Below are 15,820 nucleotides of genomic sequence, written 5' to 3' on the forward strand. Positions count from 1 at the left end.
AGATAAAAAAGCAGGTGGTGAGTTATACCTACATCTGCGCCGACACGGTAAGAAATATCACAAGCGCAGTCATGGTAAAACAAACCGAGGGCAAATAAAAAATCGCGTTAGCATTGAAGAGCGCCCACAAATAGTTGATGAGAAAGGCCGTATCGGAGATTGGGAAATAGATACCGTCATAGGCAAAGGTCATCGAGGCGCCCTTGTTACCATTGTAGAGCGGGTTACCCAATTCACTGTATCAACTCAGGTGGCAGGAAAAACAGCGGAAGCCGTCACTGCGGCGACGATAGAACTATTAAGGCCATATAGGTCAGCGCTTCATAGCATCACAGCTGACAATGGAAAAGAGTTCGCTTATCACGAGCAAATCACAGAGGCTTTAAGTGTACCTGTTTATTTTGCTCACCCTTATCACTCATGGGAGCGCGGATTGAATGAAAACACGAATGGATTACTACGTCAGTATTGGCCGAAGAGCACAGATTTTAAGGCGGTAACACCAGCACAAGTTATACCCGTACTTGAGCAACTTAATAATCGTCCGAGGAAGACACTTGGATTTGAAACGCCTGCAAAATTGATGCAGGATCACTTGGCGGCTAAAGCCGCCTAAACGTTATGCACTTCAGATTTGAATCCGCGATACCTTTTTGGTTGTATTTAGCTTTTAATTAAATTTACGAATACTTACATGCATACTACTTAAAGCACCATTGCTGCAATCCAGCCAAATATCAGCAGTGGAATGTTAAAGTGAATAAATGTTGGAATAACAGAGTCTCTAATATGGTCGTGCTGGCCATCTGCATTTAAACCTGATGTTGGGCCAAGCGTTGAGTCTGAAGCAGGGGAGCCTGCATCACCTAAAGCGCCCGCAGTACCAACAAGTGCAGCGGTAGCCATAACAGAAAACCCGAGGTCTAAACACAAAGGAACAAACAAAGTTGCAATAATAGGCACTGTTGAAAACGAACTACCAATTCCCATTGTAATTAATAACCCGACTAACAAAATAACACCGGCGGCCAAAGGTTTATTACCATCTAAAAGGGCGGCTGTGCTGTGTACTAAGCTCGCTACGTCGCCAGTGGCCTGCATAACTGATGCAAAGCCTTGTGCCGATATCATAATAAAACCAATCATCGCCATCATCGCAACGCCTTTGCTAAATACGTCGCCGTTTTCTTCCCACTTAACTACACCAAATACACTAAATATCATTACACCTACTAAACCGCCTAAAATCATTGAGCCACTTAGGTTTTGTGCAACAAGTGAGGCAAGTACCGCACATAGCCCTACAATCATTACTTTTTTAGGGTTTTCTACCTCAGCCGATTTACTCTGAGTTGTTAATGGGAGCTCGATGTATTCGCGGCGTTTTTTGTAGGTAATAAATACCGCAATAAGTAACCCAATAAACATACCTAATGCAGGAATTATCATCGCCACAGGGACTTGGGTATTTACAATGTCTAGGCCGTTATCAACTAGGTTTTTGTGCAAAATAGAATATAAGTAAATACCCCCAAAACCATAAGGCAGCACCATGTAAGAAGTTGCTAATCCAAATGTTAAAATACACGCTATAGCACGCCTGTCTAACCTTAACTGATTAAAAACCACGAGTAACGGCGGGATTAAAATAGGAATAAACGCTATGTGTACAGGTACTAAGTTTTGCGAAGAAATCGCACAACCTAAAATAATTAATAAAATGAAGTAACTTAAAAATGTTTCATTCCCGCTGCCTTTAGCATTTACTTTAGCAAGTAACTTATCAGCGAGAATGCGTGTTAAACCCGACTTAGAAATAGCAACAGCAAAAGCACCGAGCATGGCATAACTTAGTGCAATTTCAGCTCCGGCAGAAAGGCCAGAATTAAATGCATCAACACTTTCTTTTATACCCAAGCCTGCGGTTAAACCAGCAACTAAAGCACTTATGATCATGGCAACAATGACGTTAACGCGAGCCAGAGATAGCCCGAGCATTAAAATAACGCCTATAACAACAGCATTCATAGTATTCTCTATTTGGAAATTTTAATTAATTTTATCAGATCTTTAGCCTGAGTTTTACGCTCTTTCGTAAAAGGTTTTTTACCATAGCGTACTTGGTTAAATAACTGACGAAATGTGTTTATAGATTGTGCAGAACGAGGGGATTTGTCAGCAAAAAAATGTAACTGCTGACTCGGTGTTAAATTATCGGGTGTATTTATTTTTTGTTTTTTAGCCCATGCTTTTACTTCATAAAACTCTTTAACCATAGGCGCTAATTTAGCCGGGCGTTTTGGTAAGTTTAAATAAACAAAATAACCTACAAAACAAAAACCAGCTGTTAATAAAACCATTAATGGTACAAGCCAAATGTTTTTACTACCAAAAATTGATTTTAAAAAATCATTTTGTTTTTCTTCGTCAAAACCAAGTACCCAGCTAGACCATTGATAATCGAGATTTTCAAGTTCCAACCTTAACCAATTAATAGCGGGGAAATTACTTAAACTCACTAAACCAAAATCAAGATTACTTTTAAATTCGTCATTCAGCTCTTGGTTTTGCGAAAGTGAGCCATTTAAACGCTCTGGTGCGACAACTGCGGTTGCATCAAAAATAACCCAACCTTCGTTTTGTAAATATACTTCTACCCATGCATGTGCGTCGTATTGGCGAACAGTGAGCGTATTATTATCTTGATTTAATTCACCACCTAAATAGCCACTTACTAGTCGAGCGGGTATACCTGCGGTTCTAAAAATGTACGCAGCGGCACTGGCATAATGGCCACAAAAGCCACGTTGGTTATCAAATAAAAATTGATCTATGGTGTTATCGCCGCTCATAGGAGTGGGAGTTAATGTGTAAGTAAATCCCGTACCTGCAAAGTATTGTAATAAGCGGTTATAAAAATCGCGATCAGAGTGTGTCTTTTGCTTTAAGGTTTTAGCAAGTGATGATGTTTTTACATTCTCTTTATAAGCGAGGTATTTGTAGCGTTTTTCTTCAAATTCGCCAAGCGGTAAAGCTGTGAAGTTAAAGCTATTTACATCGTATTGTAAGTTTTTAGCTTGTCGGCTTTTTTTTCGCAATAAACCTAGCGAATTACCTTCAACATTTTGTGAGTTACTATTGGAGTAGGCTAAACCATAGAGCCATTTTTGTGTAGCAGGCTCTGTAATAACTGAGTAGCTTGCAATAAGTTGCTCATCATTTTCGCTCTGGGTATTTGTCTTTAGATTATTATATTTTAAAAAGTCAGACGTAAACCACGCATTGCCATTAAATTCATCATGAACTATTGCTCGCCAATAATAAGGCGCTACAGGTTTTTCTTCGTTAAATTTAGCTCTAAACACAAGTTCATCTGAGTTTGAAAGCTTTGCAATATCGAATGGATCGACTTGTTCAGAAAGCCCTGTTTTAGCAAGCTTAGGCCCAGGAAGCTGCCAAAAGGCGGGCATTTTTGGTAAAAAAAGCAGTAAAAATACAGCTAAAGGAAGTGCTAAAAGTAGCAATTTACCACTTTGCTTAGAGGCTATTTTTAAATTATGTTTGGACTCGAGTAGGCCAAGTACTGCAAAGTTTAATATGTATAAACTACTTACAGTTAAAGTCGTTAAAATGCTTTGGTTAAATAAATACACCGATGAGAGTGAAAAAAACGTAAGCGTTGTAATTACATGATAGTGTTTTTTGGTTTTAGCCTGTAGCAGCTTAAATAAACTAGCAAGTAGCAGCATGGCCACAAATAAAATAACCGTATCCGACATGCCTACTGTGTAGAGCATTAAACCTAATGACACACCTGCGAGTATATTTGCCAGCCAAGCACTTGGCTTTGGTTTATTACTCAGCGATATGTAAAAGTTCCATGCACAAATAAGTGTAAGTACACCTACGAAAACAAGCGGTAAATGTGATACAAAAAATACAATTAAACATGAATATATAAAAGACAGTGAATAATTTATTACTTTTTCGTTTTTAAGTATGTCCATTACACATCACCATTAAATGAGCATAATAATTCTAAGCATTGCTGCTTATGTTGCTGTCCGGTATTTGTATTTATTGTTTTATTCGGTAGCTTTAACATAAAAGGGGTGTTTTTCTCGGTTGCTTCACATACTAAAAAGCATAACTGGCTTAAACGTTGTTCTGTATCCCCATTCATCAACGTAAAATCGAGAAGCGCATTCGCTGTTTTAAAGTCTACAAACTCTTTAACTAACAACTGCTGTGTTTTTGCGTAATGCTTCCACGACACTCTTTGCAAGCCCATCTCAGGCAAGTGTGGGATTAACGACTCAAACTCTTCGCTACCAGATTGGGAAGAAATACCTTTATCGGCTTGCTCATCAAGCATAGAAACATGCGCATCACTGTGTACTTGTTCAAGCGACGGGTATACAAAAACATCTGTTTGTAATTGAATGTAGCTCCAAACAGTTATTAAACCAAAGGGATATTTACTCGCTATTTTAATACGTTGCACTGAGTACTTACCGCGTGAGCTGTAGGGTAAGTTGAGTGTAAGTAACTGAGTCTTACTATCAACTTCGTCGGTATGTTTGTGAGTTTGCTCACTACCTTGATATGTTAAATTAATAGATTGGGTAACTCTAGGGCTTTGTAATTCAAATACAATACTCGGTTTTTGAGGTGCGTAGCTGTTAAATGCATCTTTAAATTTAACCGTTAAGCCTTTAGCGTTACTGTAGCCCATTAATACAGCAATAATCATCACCACAAACATAAGATAAGACATTATTAAAATTAAATTATTTTGATAATTAATGCCCATTACAAAGTTTAAAATAGCCACAATTACAAAGTACCAGCCAAGGGATGATGGCAATACATAAATTGTTCTGTGTTCAAGTGTAATTGAGTTTTTTAAATGTTTATTTTTTAATAACTTATTAAATACACTTCGCTTAAATGACTTAAATAAAGAAGGGCGCTTAGCTGTTTTTTTTGGCATAAAAGTTTATACCGGAACTAAAACGTTTTTTAAAATATCGTTTACTTGCGCTTCACCGGACTCATTATGCAAACCTAATCGATGCTGACACACACTTGTAAATACGGCTTGAACATCTTCTGGCATTACAAAATCACGACCATCAATAAAGGCCCACGACCTAGCCGCTTTAGCGAGAGCCATACTGGCACGCGGTGATAACGATGATGCAAAAGCGTTGCTTGTGCGTGTGTAATTAACAAGCTCTATAATGTAGTCAATAATCGGGCTACTTAAAGTAATTTGGCTTATCTGGTTTTGAATTGCCGCTAACTCTTGTTGGTTAATACGCTTAGGTAATTGGCTGTAATCTCGTTTTTGCATATTCAAAATTAAGCGTTTTTCGGCTTCTTTAGGTGGAAAACCTAAGCTAATGCGCATTAAAAATCGGTCTAATTGCGACTCAGGTAACGGGTAGGTACCTGATTGGTAAAGCGGGTTTTGTGTTGCAATCACAAAAAATGGATTTGGCAGCGTATATTTTTTTCCATCAACTGTTACTTGTTGCTCTTCCATTGCTTCAAGCAACGCACTTTGTGTTTTGGGTCCTGCGCGGTTTATTTCATCAGCTAAAACAACTTGGCTAAAAATAGGGCCTTTATGAAACGTAAAACTGTGCTCGGTAGAGTTAAACACATTAGTACCCAGAATATCAGCAGGCAGAAGATCACTGGTAAATTGTATACGCTGATACGATAAACCTAACACAGCTGACAATGCATGAGAAAGAGTGGTTTTTCCCATACCAGGCAAATCTTCAATGAGTAAATGCCCTTCGCTAAATAAGCATGTAAGTGCCAGTTTTATTTGTTGTTGTTTACCAAATATAACACTCGAAAGATCTTCTATAATCGCAGTAACAGTACTATGCATGCTAACCTTATTATTATTCTATTATTTCAAGACGCTTCATTACAGTGTCTACTTTTTTTGTGTTGAAAGGTTTTGCAATAAAGCCTTTAGCGCCCATTTCCCACGTGTTTTGTACGTTTTCGAGACTATTGTGGCCAGAGCACATAACAACATGAGTGTGCGGATAAGCACTATTAATGTATTCCAATATATCTGCACCGTTAGAGTCAGGTAAATCTACATCTACAAATATTACGCCTGGCGGTTTATTGTTCATAATAGGTTTAGCAGAGCTAAAATCGGCGCTTTCTAATATATCTTCAAACCCTAAGTCAGTTAAAATTTGGTTTAGATAATCACGAATTTCCTTAACGTCATCAATAATGAGGATGGGCTCTAGCGGGCGAACAAATTCCATATGTAGGTTACTTCTATTTTGAATACATCTAAGTGCTTCAATACTAAGCTAACCCCATCATAAGCTCAAGAACGTTACTTAAAAAACACTAATAAATAAACTGTTTATAGGTTTGCCCAACAACCTATTTTTAAAGGATTACCTGCTTTTATATCTTCTACTAACTTATATTTTCATTAATTGTATTGAACAATAATGACGTATCTACAATAAATCCCTTAATCCTACACTTTATTTCCTCAAAATTTGATGTAACAAATTTGCTACTTAACTTATTGATTCAAAAATATTTACATAAAAATTCGATTTTTTGTAAACGTTTTGTAATAAAAAATCGTTGACCTTCTAAATTCATTCTGTGATTATGCTCAGTAGATGAGCTTATGCTCACAAGTGCAATTTCATTAACTATTTAATGTTTTGCTCAGTCAGCCTCATCTATACACACTGAATTAATACCAATTTCATTAAATGAATATGCAATTTAATAAAGTTGGCATCACACACCACACTAAATAAAGAGCTTATTATGTTGAATAATAAAAAGACTAAATTTGCAATTTCTCTCATAGCGGCAGCTATGGCTACATCGGCTCCAGCACAGGCTGATATTTCTGAATATTTAGATCGCGTTGACGTAGACTTTTTACTAATGCAAAACTTTCAGTCAATTCAAGCTAAAGACGGCGCATTTAGTCCAGAAGATGAAGAACAAGAGTCAGGATTTGGCCGTATTAGAGCTAATCTAATGCTTAAATTTCATATTAACGAGTTCATCACTGCCGATATAGATATTGCAGAAGAGCCTAATGACTTTGGTGGCGAAGATCGTGACTTTTCATTTCACAACGATTTTGCAGGTGTTGAATTTGACTTACTAGGTCTTTATGGCACACCAAAAGAAAACGTAAATTTAACACTGCGTTTGGGTAATATTGGTGGATCACCTTTTCAATTTAAAGGTTTTCAAGACGGTGCAGATAACCAAAGTAATGCACTTATTGGTAATGGTATTACCGATTACGCAACCGCAGAAAACGGCGCACAGCTAAGTTACAGCGAAACTTTCGAAAGTGGTGTAGTACGTGCTTATAATGTTACAGGTCACATTACGACTTCTAGTTTTGGTGAAGCGTTTCAAGAAGACAGAGGTTATAACTACCGACTTCAAGGTACTCTAGAATTTGAAGGTGGCTTTAAAGCAGGCTTAAACTTATTAAAAGCCAATCAAGGCGACCAGTTACGTTTTGAAAACGGTGTAGCCAGTCTTGATGGTGTAACCACAACAAACTATCGCTTTGGCGATGGTGAAAACTATAATTTTTCAGCGTCACCTTCAAACGAGCGTGACACTCACGTTGGCGCAATGCCAGGGCTTGAGCAATCAATCATCCAGCTTAATTTAGCTTATCAACCATCTGACGAAACTAGTCTAATTTTTATGGTTGGTAAATCATCTGATGATTACACGTTTGCAGATGCCGCTGGTAATGCAGTTGCCGGTATTACCTACTTTGGTACAAAAGGCATAGCTGATGAAAATGGCACTACTTTTGATTCAAACAGTGTAATAGAAGGCGACTCATCTGTTGAGTACTTCGTGTTTGAAGCACAACAATATCTAATCCCTAAAAAGCTATATGTAGCGGCTCGTTATGCAGAAGCCGAAAACACTTCCGACTTAATTGAACAAACAGACAACACAGTAGAGCGTATTCAAGTAGCCGCAGGTTACTGGTTTAACGATAAAACGCTTTTAAAAGTTGAGTATGTTAACCAAGAAGAAGGTGTTAATTCGGGCGGCCAAATCGGTAAAGGATTTGACGGCTTCACTTCTGAAATATCTGTTAAATTTTAAGTCATTATCCAACTAGTCTAACTATTTATACAAAGGACCTAAAAAGGCACTTTGCGGGCAGTTTTATGCGTCAAAACTGCCATAAATAGAATTGGTAATAGATTGAAATTTAATAGCACTGGTTAAAACATAACGTGTATGGGGAATACCCGATGAAAAATAAATTAATTATGCTCGCGTGTGGCTTTATAAGCATGGGCGCTGCGGCAAAAGAAACAATTACAATAGCGACTGTTAACAATGGTGACATGATCACCATGAAAGAATTAAGTAGTGACTTTACCAGCCAAAACCCTGATATAAATCTAAAATGGGTCACTCTAGAGGAAAACATTCTTCGCCAACGTGTCACTACCGATGTAGCAACAAAAGGCGGCCAATACGATGTTATGACCATAGGTACTTATGAAGTACCAATTTGGGGCAAGCAAAATTGGCTAAAAGAGCTGGATAATTTAGGTGAAAACTACGATTTAGACGATTTAATTCCGGCAATCCGAAGCGGTTTAACGATTAACGACAAGCTTTATGCTGCGCCATTTTATGGCGAAAGCTCAATGGTTATGTACCGCACTGACTTAATGGAAAAAGCAGGGCTGACAATGCCTAAAGCCCCAACATGGGACTTTATACGCAAAGCTGCTAAAGCGATGACAGATAAAAAAGAAGGTGTTTATGGCCTTTGTCTACGTGGTAAAGCAGGTTGGGGCGAAAACGTTGCGCTTATTACATCCATGGCAAATTCGTTTGGTGCTCGTTGGTTTGATGAAAATTGGAAGCCACAGTTTAATACCCCAGAATGGGAAAATACCCTTCAGTATTATGTAGATGTGATGAAAGAATCTGGTCCTGCTGGTTCATCTGCAAACGGTTTTAATGAAAACCTTGCACTATTCCAAACCGGAAAATGTGGTATTTGGATTGATGCAACAGTTGCAGGCGCATTTGTTACTAACAAAAAAGACTCAGAAGTTGCCGATAAAGTAGGGTTTGCACTTGCGCCAGATAACGGTCTAGGTAAACGCGGTAACTGGTTATGGTCTTGGACTTTAGCCGTACCGGCAAGCAGCAAAAAACCAGATGCCGCAATGAAATTTATTAGCTGGGCAACATCTAAAGAATACACTCAACTTGTAGCCGACAAAAAAGGTTGGGCAAAAGTACCGCCAGGTACACGTAAATCACTTTACAGTAATCAAAAGTACATGGACGCAGCACCGTTTGCGCAAATTACCTTAGATTCTATTCAATCTGCAGATCCTAAAAATCCAACCGTTAAACCGGTGCCTTACGTAGGTATTCAGTTTGTTGCCATTCCTGAGTTTCAAGGAATTGGTACAGCTGTTGGGCAACAATTTTCAGCAGCATTAACTGGCCAAATGACCGTTAAGCAAGCGCTTAGTACGTCTCAGCACCTTGTTGAGCGAACAATGCGTAAAGCTCGCTATCCTAAATAGCATGTAATGGGCGGGTAAGTACTCAAACTTACCCAATATTTTATGTCAATTCTATTTACTTGTTAGTTATAAACGCTATCAAGGGTTTCTGATTTTCACTTGATAGTTAACAAGTAAATAGAATTGGCTTTTTTAAGGTCACCTTTATGGCAACAACTAACTCGCGCACGCTTGCTCGGTTTATGCTTCTTCCTAGTGTAATTTTATTACTTGCTTGGATGATAGTTCCGCTGTGTATGACACTGTATTTTTCATTTATTGATTACAACTTACTCGTTCCAGGGGATAAAGAGTTTGTAGGCTTTTTAAACTATGAATTTTTCCTAACTGATCCGGCTTTTTTTGAATCATTTTTTAACACGCTTTACCTAGTAACTGGGGTTTTACTGATCACTATTTGTGGTGGTATTGGCTTAGCTATTTTACTAGACCAAGCAATATGGGGACGAAACTATGTTCGCATTATGGTACTAGCCCCATTTTTTGTAATGCCAACTGTGTCGGCATTGGTATGGAAAAACATGCTAATGAACCCAGTTAATGGCTTATTTGCACATTTTTCGATTTGGCTTGGTTTTGAACCTATCGACTTTTTTGCTCAAATGCCGTTATTTTCAATCATCATTATTGTGTCTTGGCAGTGGTTACCGTTTGCAGCATTAATATTACTCACAGCTATACAATCTTTAGACCGCGAGCAATTAGAAGCGGCTGATTTGGACGGAGCAGGCCCATTTAGTAAGTTTTTTTACATCGTTTTACCGCACTTATCGCGCGCTGTAACTGCGGTTATTTTAATCGAAACTATATTTTTACTGTCAATTTTTGCTGAAATATTAGTTACAACTAGTGGCGGCCCTGGTTATTCGTCGACCAATATAACGTACTTAATTTACACGCAATCACTACTTCAATTTGATGTAGGTGGCGGTTCGGCAGGGGGCATAGTTGCAGTTATTATTGCAAATATAGTCGCTATATTTTTAATGCGCTTAATTGGCAAAAACTTGGAGGGTTAATAATGACTATAAAAGATAGCCGTCGTTCCAAACTAATTTATACCATTGCAGCATGGACAATAAGCGGCATGATTTTCTTTCCAATTTTATGGACGTTAATCACCAGCTTTAAAACCGAAGCCGAAGCAATTTCAGCAAGCCCAAGCTTATATGCGTTTGATTGGACGCTAGAAAATTACCGAGATGTACTGTCGCGCTCGCCATACTTTACCCATTTTTGGAACTCTGTAGTTATATCGCTAGGTTCAAGTTTGCTGGGTTTATTAATTGCGGTACCTGCTGCGTGGTCTATGGCTTTTGTACAAACTAAAAAAACAAAGCATTTATTAATGTGGATGCTTTCAACCAAAATGTTACCGCCAGTAGGCGTACTTATTCCGATTTATTTATTGTTTCGTGACTTTGCGTTACTCGATACAAAATTAGGTTTAGTGATTGTAATGACACTCATTAACTTACCAATAATGGTATGGATGCTTTACACCTACTTTAGAGAAATACCAAACGAAATACTTGAAGCTTCACGTATGGATGGCGCAACAATTGGTGAAGAAATATTTCATGTTTTATTGCCAATAGCCTTACCGGGTATTGCCTCAACGTTATTGTTAAATGTTATTTTGTCGTGGAACGAAGCATTTTGGACACTTATTTTAACCGCTGCAAATGCTGCACCTTTAACGGCATTTATTGCCAGTTACTCAAGCCCTGAGGGGTTATTTTACGCTAAGTTATCGGCAGCATCTGCCATGGCCATTGTGCCAATTTTAATACTTGGTTGGTTTAGTCAAAAACAATTAGTGCGTGGATTAAGTTTCGGCGCAGTAAAATAGGAGAATACACATGGGCAGCATCACACTAAAACAAGTCACTAAAAACTTTGATGAAGTAAACGTAATTAAACCGCTCGACTTGGAAATTAAAGACGGTGAGTTTATCGTATTTGTTGGGCCATCAGGCTGTGGTAAATCTACATTACTTCGTATGATCGCAGGTCTTGAAGATACCACCAGTGGTAATATAGAAATTGACGGCATTGACGCTACAAAAACACCGCCTGCAAAAAGAGGCTTAGCAATGGTGTTTCAATCCTACGCGTTGTATCCGCATATGACAGTGCGTAACAATATTGCTTTTCCTTTAAAAAGAGCCAAGGTAAGCCCTGCAGAAATCGAAAGTAAAATTGCTAACGCCGCTAAAATTCTTAATTTGACCGATTATTTAGACCGAAAGCCTGGGCAATTATCGGGCGGTCAGCGCCAGCGTGTAGCGATAGGGCGCGCAATTGTACGCCAACCATCGGCATTTTTATTTGATGAACCACTTTCAAATCTAGATGCGTCACTACGTGTAAATATGCGTTTAGAAATATCTGAATTACATAAAAGCTTAGCTACAACAATGGTTTATGTTACACACGATCAGGTTGAAGCCATGACAATGGCAGATAGAATCGCGGTATTTAATGCCGGTATTATTGAACAAGTAGGCACACCTTTAGAGCTTTATAAAAAACCTGTAAACAAATTTGTAGCTGGTTTTATTGGTTCGCCAAAAATGAATTTTATAGATGCTCCACAAAATGAAGATGCGAATGTTAGCTGTATTGGTATACGACCAGAGCATATAACACTCTCAACTGAGCAAGGTACTTGGGCTGGAACTGTAGGTGTAATTGAGCATTTAGGATCGGAGAGCTTTTTACATATAAATATTGAAGGCAAAGGGACCGTCACAGTAAAAGCAGATGGTGATTGCCCATTAAAATATGGCGACAGTATTTACCTAAGCGCACCGGCAGATAAAGTATTAAAGTTTGATAATAACGGTTTAACAATTCGCTAAAGCCAATTTTTAAATACCTTAAATAGCACCTTTATAAGGGTGCTATTAACTAAATTCTAATTACATAATCCTATGAAACCTAGGTATTTTTTATTAAGGAATGGTATATTTACAATTATAAATAACAAAAACGTTATTGATAAATAGATATTCCAAAATTAATAAAATAATTTATATAGCAGCACATATAATTAAAATTATGTAATGAAAATAAGGATTTAGTTTTCCTTATATTTTAAGAGGTTTACGTGGTAAAGCTATCAAATACAGAAATTAGAAAGCTAGATGATGCAGCCAGAGCAGGGTGGTTATATTATGTTGGCGGTAACACACAAGATGAAATTGCTAAAAAGCTAAATATATCGCGTCAATCTGCACAAAGAATGGTCGCATTATCTGTGAGCCAAGGATTAATTAAAGTTAGACTTGACCACCCGATTGCTAAATGTATGGATTTGGCCGAAAAATTAAAAAGCCGTTTTGGGTTAGATTCGTGTGAAGTTGTACCGAGCGATCCGTCTGAACCTTCATCTACATTAGGTTTGGCTCAAGCTGGCGCGGCTGAAATAGAACGTCATTTAAAATCAGAACAACCCAAAGTACTTGCTATGGGAACCGGTCGAGTTTTACGTTCATGTGTAGATGAGCTAAGAACCGTTGATTGTCCGCAACATAAAATTGTAGCAATGCTAGGTAATATGGCTTTAGATGGATCGGCTTCACCTTATGATGTTGTAGTAAGAATGGCCGAACATACCAATGCAAAACATTATCCAATGCCATTGCCAGTTTTACCAAGAAGCATTGAAGAAAAAGAACAGTTACATGCACAGCAAAATATAACCGGTAATTTAAAACTCGCAAAAGATGCCGATGTAACATTTGTGGGTATTGGTAGCTTAGGTGAAAAATCGCCATTGCACATAGATGGTTTTATTGATGCGCAAGAACTTAAAGAGCTACAAGATCTTGGTGCCGTTGGTGAAATGATTAGTTGGGTGTTTGATAAAAACGGTAAGCTTTTAGATTGCACAGTTAATCAGCGTGTAGCAAGTACGCCATTAAAAACAAATGCTAACAAACAGATTTATGCGATAGCTGCTGGTGAAGAAAAAGTGTTAGCCATTTTAGGCGCAGTAAGGTCAAACATGATCAGCGGGTTAATTACCAATGAATATACAGCTGAGCGTTTATTAAGTATTGATTAAACAAATTGATAAATAAAGTATCTGTATTAGTAATATCTGTTATTGTAATAAAATCACTTAATGTCCGATACCGTCTAGTATTGGACATAGTAAGAGCGCATTTAAGTGCTCTTTCTATATATACATTAACTACCTATAATTTATATTATGTTAAATAGCATAAATAAATACATAACCAAGTTACTCACCTTCATTAATTAACGTATAAACGCGATATTTTGACTATTTAATAAGCATTAACCTACTTATCTTAATAGTTAGTGCCTTACCCATTTACGGTATTAGCTTCTTGAACATATAAAAATACCGCTTGGTTATTAATATAATCAAGCGGTATTACAATGATTGCCTATTCGCTACTTTACCCAATCAAACTTAACGTATTGAAACAAATAGCTTTTTAATAAACCTAGTAATTCACTAGAATGTTTTATCATTCATAAATTCACTAATAAGCTCAGACACTTTATCTGGATGTTCATCAATAACCCAATGAGCGGCTTTATCTATCCAAATCAATGATGAATTTGGAATTGCTTCTTCTAACATTGGCGCATACTTTGGCTTTTGAAATTTGTCTTCTTTACCCCATATTATGAGTGTTTCATGAGGTAAGCTTTTAAGATCGCCTGTAATAGCTTCGGTATATTCTTTATTAAGCCTGCGCATGTTACTAAATAAAGCGGCTTTTCCTTTTTCATTACTCCATGGTGCTAAGTATATTTTCATCAACTCTTCAGTCATTACGCTCGAGTCGTAACGCCTTTGGGCATGAAATCTCTTAATGTATCAGCAAATTCGGCTACAGTTGTTTTTTCTTCTACACCTGGTTCTAGCAAAGGTTCAAATTCTGGTATTGGCCAAGAATCAAAACATACACTATCAATTAAAACCAACCCGTTTACTTTATCCGGATGATTTACAGCCATTAATTGAGCAACACCACCACCAATATCATGTGCAGCAATATTAACTTTAGAAATACCGAGTTCTTCCATAAACTTACACATTATTCTACATTGCGCATTTATAGATACATCGGTGTTAATTGGCATATCAGATTCACCAAAGTTTAGTAAATCAGGCGCTATTACTCGATATTTTGATGCAAGTTTTGGCATCACATTTCGCCATAAAAATTTATTGGTTGGTATTCCGTGTATCAATAATAAAGGTGTTCCTTGTCCCATTTCTTGATAAGCAATTTGATGACCTTCTACTGTAACGTACTGTGTCTTGTTCATAATTTTGCCTCTTTAACTTTAAAAATTATAATATTTCGTGAACTATAAAATTGGAATATAACCTTATAAAGCAAATTCCGTCCCAAGATGAGTATTTATTAGTTATTAAAAAATCTTAATGTTTTAAAAGTTAAACCCTTGCGATACGTGGGCTCTAGGCTAAATAAATTTACTGACTTTATAATATTACAGCGTTTAACAATTGTGTTTATCAAACCGCTTTAAGAAGTGTGAAACGATGACTCGTATACATGCAACAATTACAAAAGCGAAGTTTGTAATACTTTGAAGGAATAATTTGAAGTAATTATTCTTATTAAAGGACTTTTACAAATTTAAATAAATTAAAGGTTCATATACACAAAAGCACTAATAAATATTAGTGCTTTCAAAAGTTATAATTTAATTTTTTAGTAAGCTATAAATAAAAAATAGTTAACCGCCCTACTGTTTCTATTTATCATTCCAAGAAAGATCTAATATTTTCTATTAATACACTTTGCTTAACTGGCTTCAATAACAGACCGTTAAACCCAAGCTTCACATACTTGTTATCACTATTTTCGTTTTCACTAAATGTATGAGCGATAATTTTTGTTGCTGATGCGTCAGCATGCTTTCTTATTTTTAGCATTGCGTCGGTACCTGTAAATTGCGGCATTACTATATCCATTAAAATAATATCGTAAATATTTTGAGAAACCATAAGTAGTGCCTCTATAGCACTTGATGCAAAATCTATTAAAATATTTTCTTCGTTAAGCATTTTCCTAATTACTATTTCTATTAGCAAGTCATCATCTACTAAAAGCAGTCGTTTAGTTTTATTTATTGGCGTTACTTTAAACTCGATAACTTCAGTCATATTTTCAATAGTGTTTTTCATT

13 protein-coding genes and 1 pseudogene are annotated in these 15,820 nt (G+C 37.0%); 7 read left to right on the forward strand and 7 right to left on the reverse strand.

The genetic code is table 11. The annotated features are described in order from the left end of the window. Nucleotides 1–616: IS30 family transposase (locus L659_RS0101475; protein ID WP_024589359.1), on the forward strand; the 616-nt coding region annotated here is incomplete at its 5' end. 89 nt (nucleotides 617–705) lie between these two features. Here the strand turns inward: L659_RS0101475 and L659_RS0101480 are convergent. From L659_RS0101480 to L659_RS0101500, 5 genes are read right to left on the reverse strand one after another with little or no spacing between them, the layout of a single operon-like run. Then, complete coding sequence (locus tag L659_RS0101480; protein WP_024589360.1) at nucleotides 706–2,028, reverse strand: Na+/H+ antiporter family protein; 1,323 nt, start codon at nucleotides 2,026–2,028, stop codon at nucleotides 706–708. Between the two features lie 8 nt (nucleotides 2,029–2,036). Further along, on the reverse strand, nucleotides 2,037–4,007 hold the full coding sequence (locus L659_RS0101485) for a transglutaminase family protein (protein ID WP_024589361.1): 1,971 nt from the start codon (nucleotides 4,005–4,007) through the stop codon (nucleotides 2,037–2,039). Next, complete coding sequence (locus L659_RS0101490; protein ID WP_024589362.1) at nucleotides 4,007–4,993, reverse strand: DUF58 domain-containing protein; 987 nt, start codon at nucleotides 4,991–4,993, stop codon at nucleotides 4,007–4,009. Before L659_RS0101490 ends, L659_RS0101485 begins: the two co-directional genes overlap by 1 nt. Before the next feature lie 6 nt (nucleotides 4,994–4,999). Continuing rightward, the gene (locus tag L659_RS0101495) at nucleotides 5,000–5,905 is read right to left on the reverse strand and encodes an AAA family ATPase (protein WP_024589363.1); all 906 of its coding nucleotides are present in this window, start codon (nucleotides 5,903–5,905) and stop codon (nucleotides 5,000–5,002) included. A 13-nt stretch (nucleotides 5,906–5,918) separates the two neighbouring features. Beyond that, on the reverse strand, nucleotides 5,919–6,302 hold the full coding sequence (locus L659_RS0101500; protein ID WP_007582739.1) for a response regulator: 384 nt from the start codon (nucleotides 6,300–6,302) through the stop codon (nucleotides 5,919–5,921). 529 nt (nucleotides 6,303–6,831) lie between these two features. Here L659_RS0101500 and L659_RS0101505 point away from each other — a divergent pair. From L659_RS0101505 to L659_RS0101530, 6 genes are all read left to right on the forward strand, one after another. Continuing rightward, the gene (locus L659_RS0101505) at nucleotides 6,832–8,160 is read left to right on the forward strand and encodes a hypothetical protein (protein WP_024589364.1); all 1,329 of its coding nucleotides are present in this window, start codon (nucleotides 6,832–6,834) and stop codon (nucleotides 8,158–8,160) included. A gap of 152 nt (nucleotides 8,161–8,312) precedes the next feature. After that, the gene (locus L659_RS0101510; protein WP_024589365.1) at nucleotides 8,313–9,617 is read left to right on the forward strand and encodes an ABC transporter substrate-binding protein; all 1,305 of its coding nucleotides are present in this window, start codon (nucleotides 8,313–8,315) and stop codon (nucleotides 9,615–9,617) included. 146 nt (nucleotides 9,618–9,763) lie between these two features. Next, nucleotides 9,764–10,636 carry a carbohydrate ABC transporter permease gene (locus tag L659_RS0101515; RefSeq protein WP_024589366.1) on the forward strand — a complete coding sequence of 291 codons (873 nt, stop codon included), beginning with the start codon at nucleotides 9,764–9,766 and terminating at the stop codon, nucleotides 10,634–10,636. Between the two features lie 2 nt (nucleotides 10,637–10,638). Beyond that, the gene (locus L659_RS0101520; RefSeq protein ID WP_024589367.1) at nucleotides 10,639–11,469 is read left to right on the forward strand and encodes a carbohydrate ABC transporter permease; all 831 of its coding nucleotides are present in this window, start codon (nucleotides 10,639–10,641) and stop codon (nucleotides 11,467–11,469) included. A gap of 10 nt (nucleotides 11,470–11,479) precedes the next feature. Next, a complete protein-coding gene (locus L659_RS0101525) occupies nucleotides 11,480–12,481 on the forward strand; it encodes an ABC transporter ATP-binding protein (RefSeq protein WP_024589368.1) in 1,002 nt (333 codons plus the stop codon). 248 nt (nucleotides 12,482–12,729) lie between these two features. Beyond that, nucleotides 12,730–13,689: a sugar-binding transcriptional regulator gene (locus tag L659_RS0101530; RefSeq protein WP_002960874.1), complete on the forward strand. Its 960-nt coding sequence runs from the start codon at nucleotides 12,730–12,732 to the stop codon at nucleotides 13,687–13,689. Nucleotides 13,690–14,109: 420 nt separating this feature from the next. Here L659_RS0101530 and L659_RS01000000122850 read toward each other — a convergent pair. Continuing rightward, nucleotides 14,110–14,933, reverse strand: a pseudogene (locus tag L659_RS01000000122850) (alpha/beta fold hydrolase). Between the two features lie 460 nt (nucleotides 14,934–15,393). Then, the gene (locus L659_RS0101540; protein ID WP_024589369.1) at nucleotides 15,394–15,819 is read right to left on the reverse strand and encodes a response regulator; all 426 of its coding nucleotides are present in this window, start codon (nucleotides 15,817–15,819) and stop codon (nucleotides 15,394–15,396) included. Nucleotide 15,820 lies beyond the last annotated feature (1 nt).

The sequence above is a fragment of the Pseudoalteromonas sp. S8-8 genome, assembly GCF_000497875.1.
GTDB classification, from domain to species: domain Bacteria; phylum Pseudomonadota; class Gammaproteobacteria; order Enterobacterales; family Alteromonadaceae; genus Pseudoalteromonas; species Pseudoalteromonas arctica.

Coding starts and splice junctions, on each gene's coding strand:
- L659_RS0101525 (WP_024589368.1), top strand. CDS start 11,480: ATGGGCAGCATCACACTAAAACAAGTCACTAAAAACTTTGATGAAGTA.
- L659_RS0101500 (WP_007582739.1), bottom strand. CDS start 6,302: ATGGAATTTGTTCGCCCGCTAGAGCCCATCCTCATTATTGATGACGTT.
- L659_RS0101480 (WP_024589360.1), bottom strand. CDS start 2,028: ATGAATGCTGTTGTTATAGGCGTTATTTTAATGCTCGGGCTATCTCTG.
- L659_RS0101495 (WP_024589363.1), bottom strand. CDS start 5,905: ATGCATAGTACTGTTACTGCGATTATAGAAGATCTTTCGAGTGTTATA.
- L659_RS0101490 (WP_024589362.1), bottom strand. CDS start 4,993: ATGCCAAAAAAAACAGCTAAGCGCCCTTCTTTATTTAAGTCATTTAAG.
- L659_RS0101520 (WP_024589367.1), top strand. CDS start 10,639: ATGACTATAAAAGATAGCCGTCGTTCCAAACTAATTTATACCATTGCA.
- L659_RS0101510 (WP_024589365.1), top strand. CDS start 8,313: ATGAAAAATAAATTAATTATGCTCGCGTGTGGCTTTATAAGCATGGGC.
- L659_RS0101485 (WP_024589361.1), bottom strand. CDS start 4,007: ATGGACATACTTAAAAACGAAAAAGTAATAAATTATTCACTGTCTTTT.
- L659_RS0101505 (WP_024589364.1), top strand. CDS start 6,832: ATGTTGAATAATAAAAAGACTAAATTTGCAATTTCTCTCATAGCGGCA.
- L659_RS0101540 (WP_024589369.1), bottom strand. CDS start 15,819: ATGAAAAACACTATTGAAAATATGACTGAAGTTATCGAGTTTAAAGTA.
- L659_RS0101515 (WP_024589366.1), top strand. CDS start 9,764: ATGGCAACAACTAACTCGCGCACGCTTGCTCGGTTTATGCTTCTTCCT.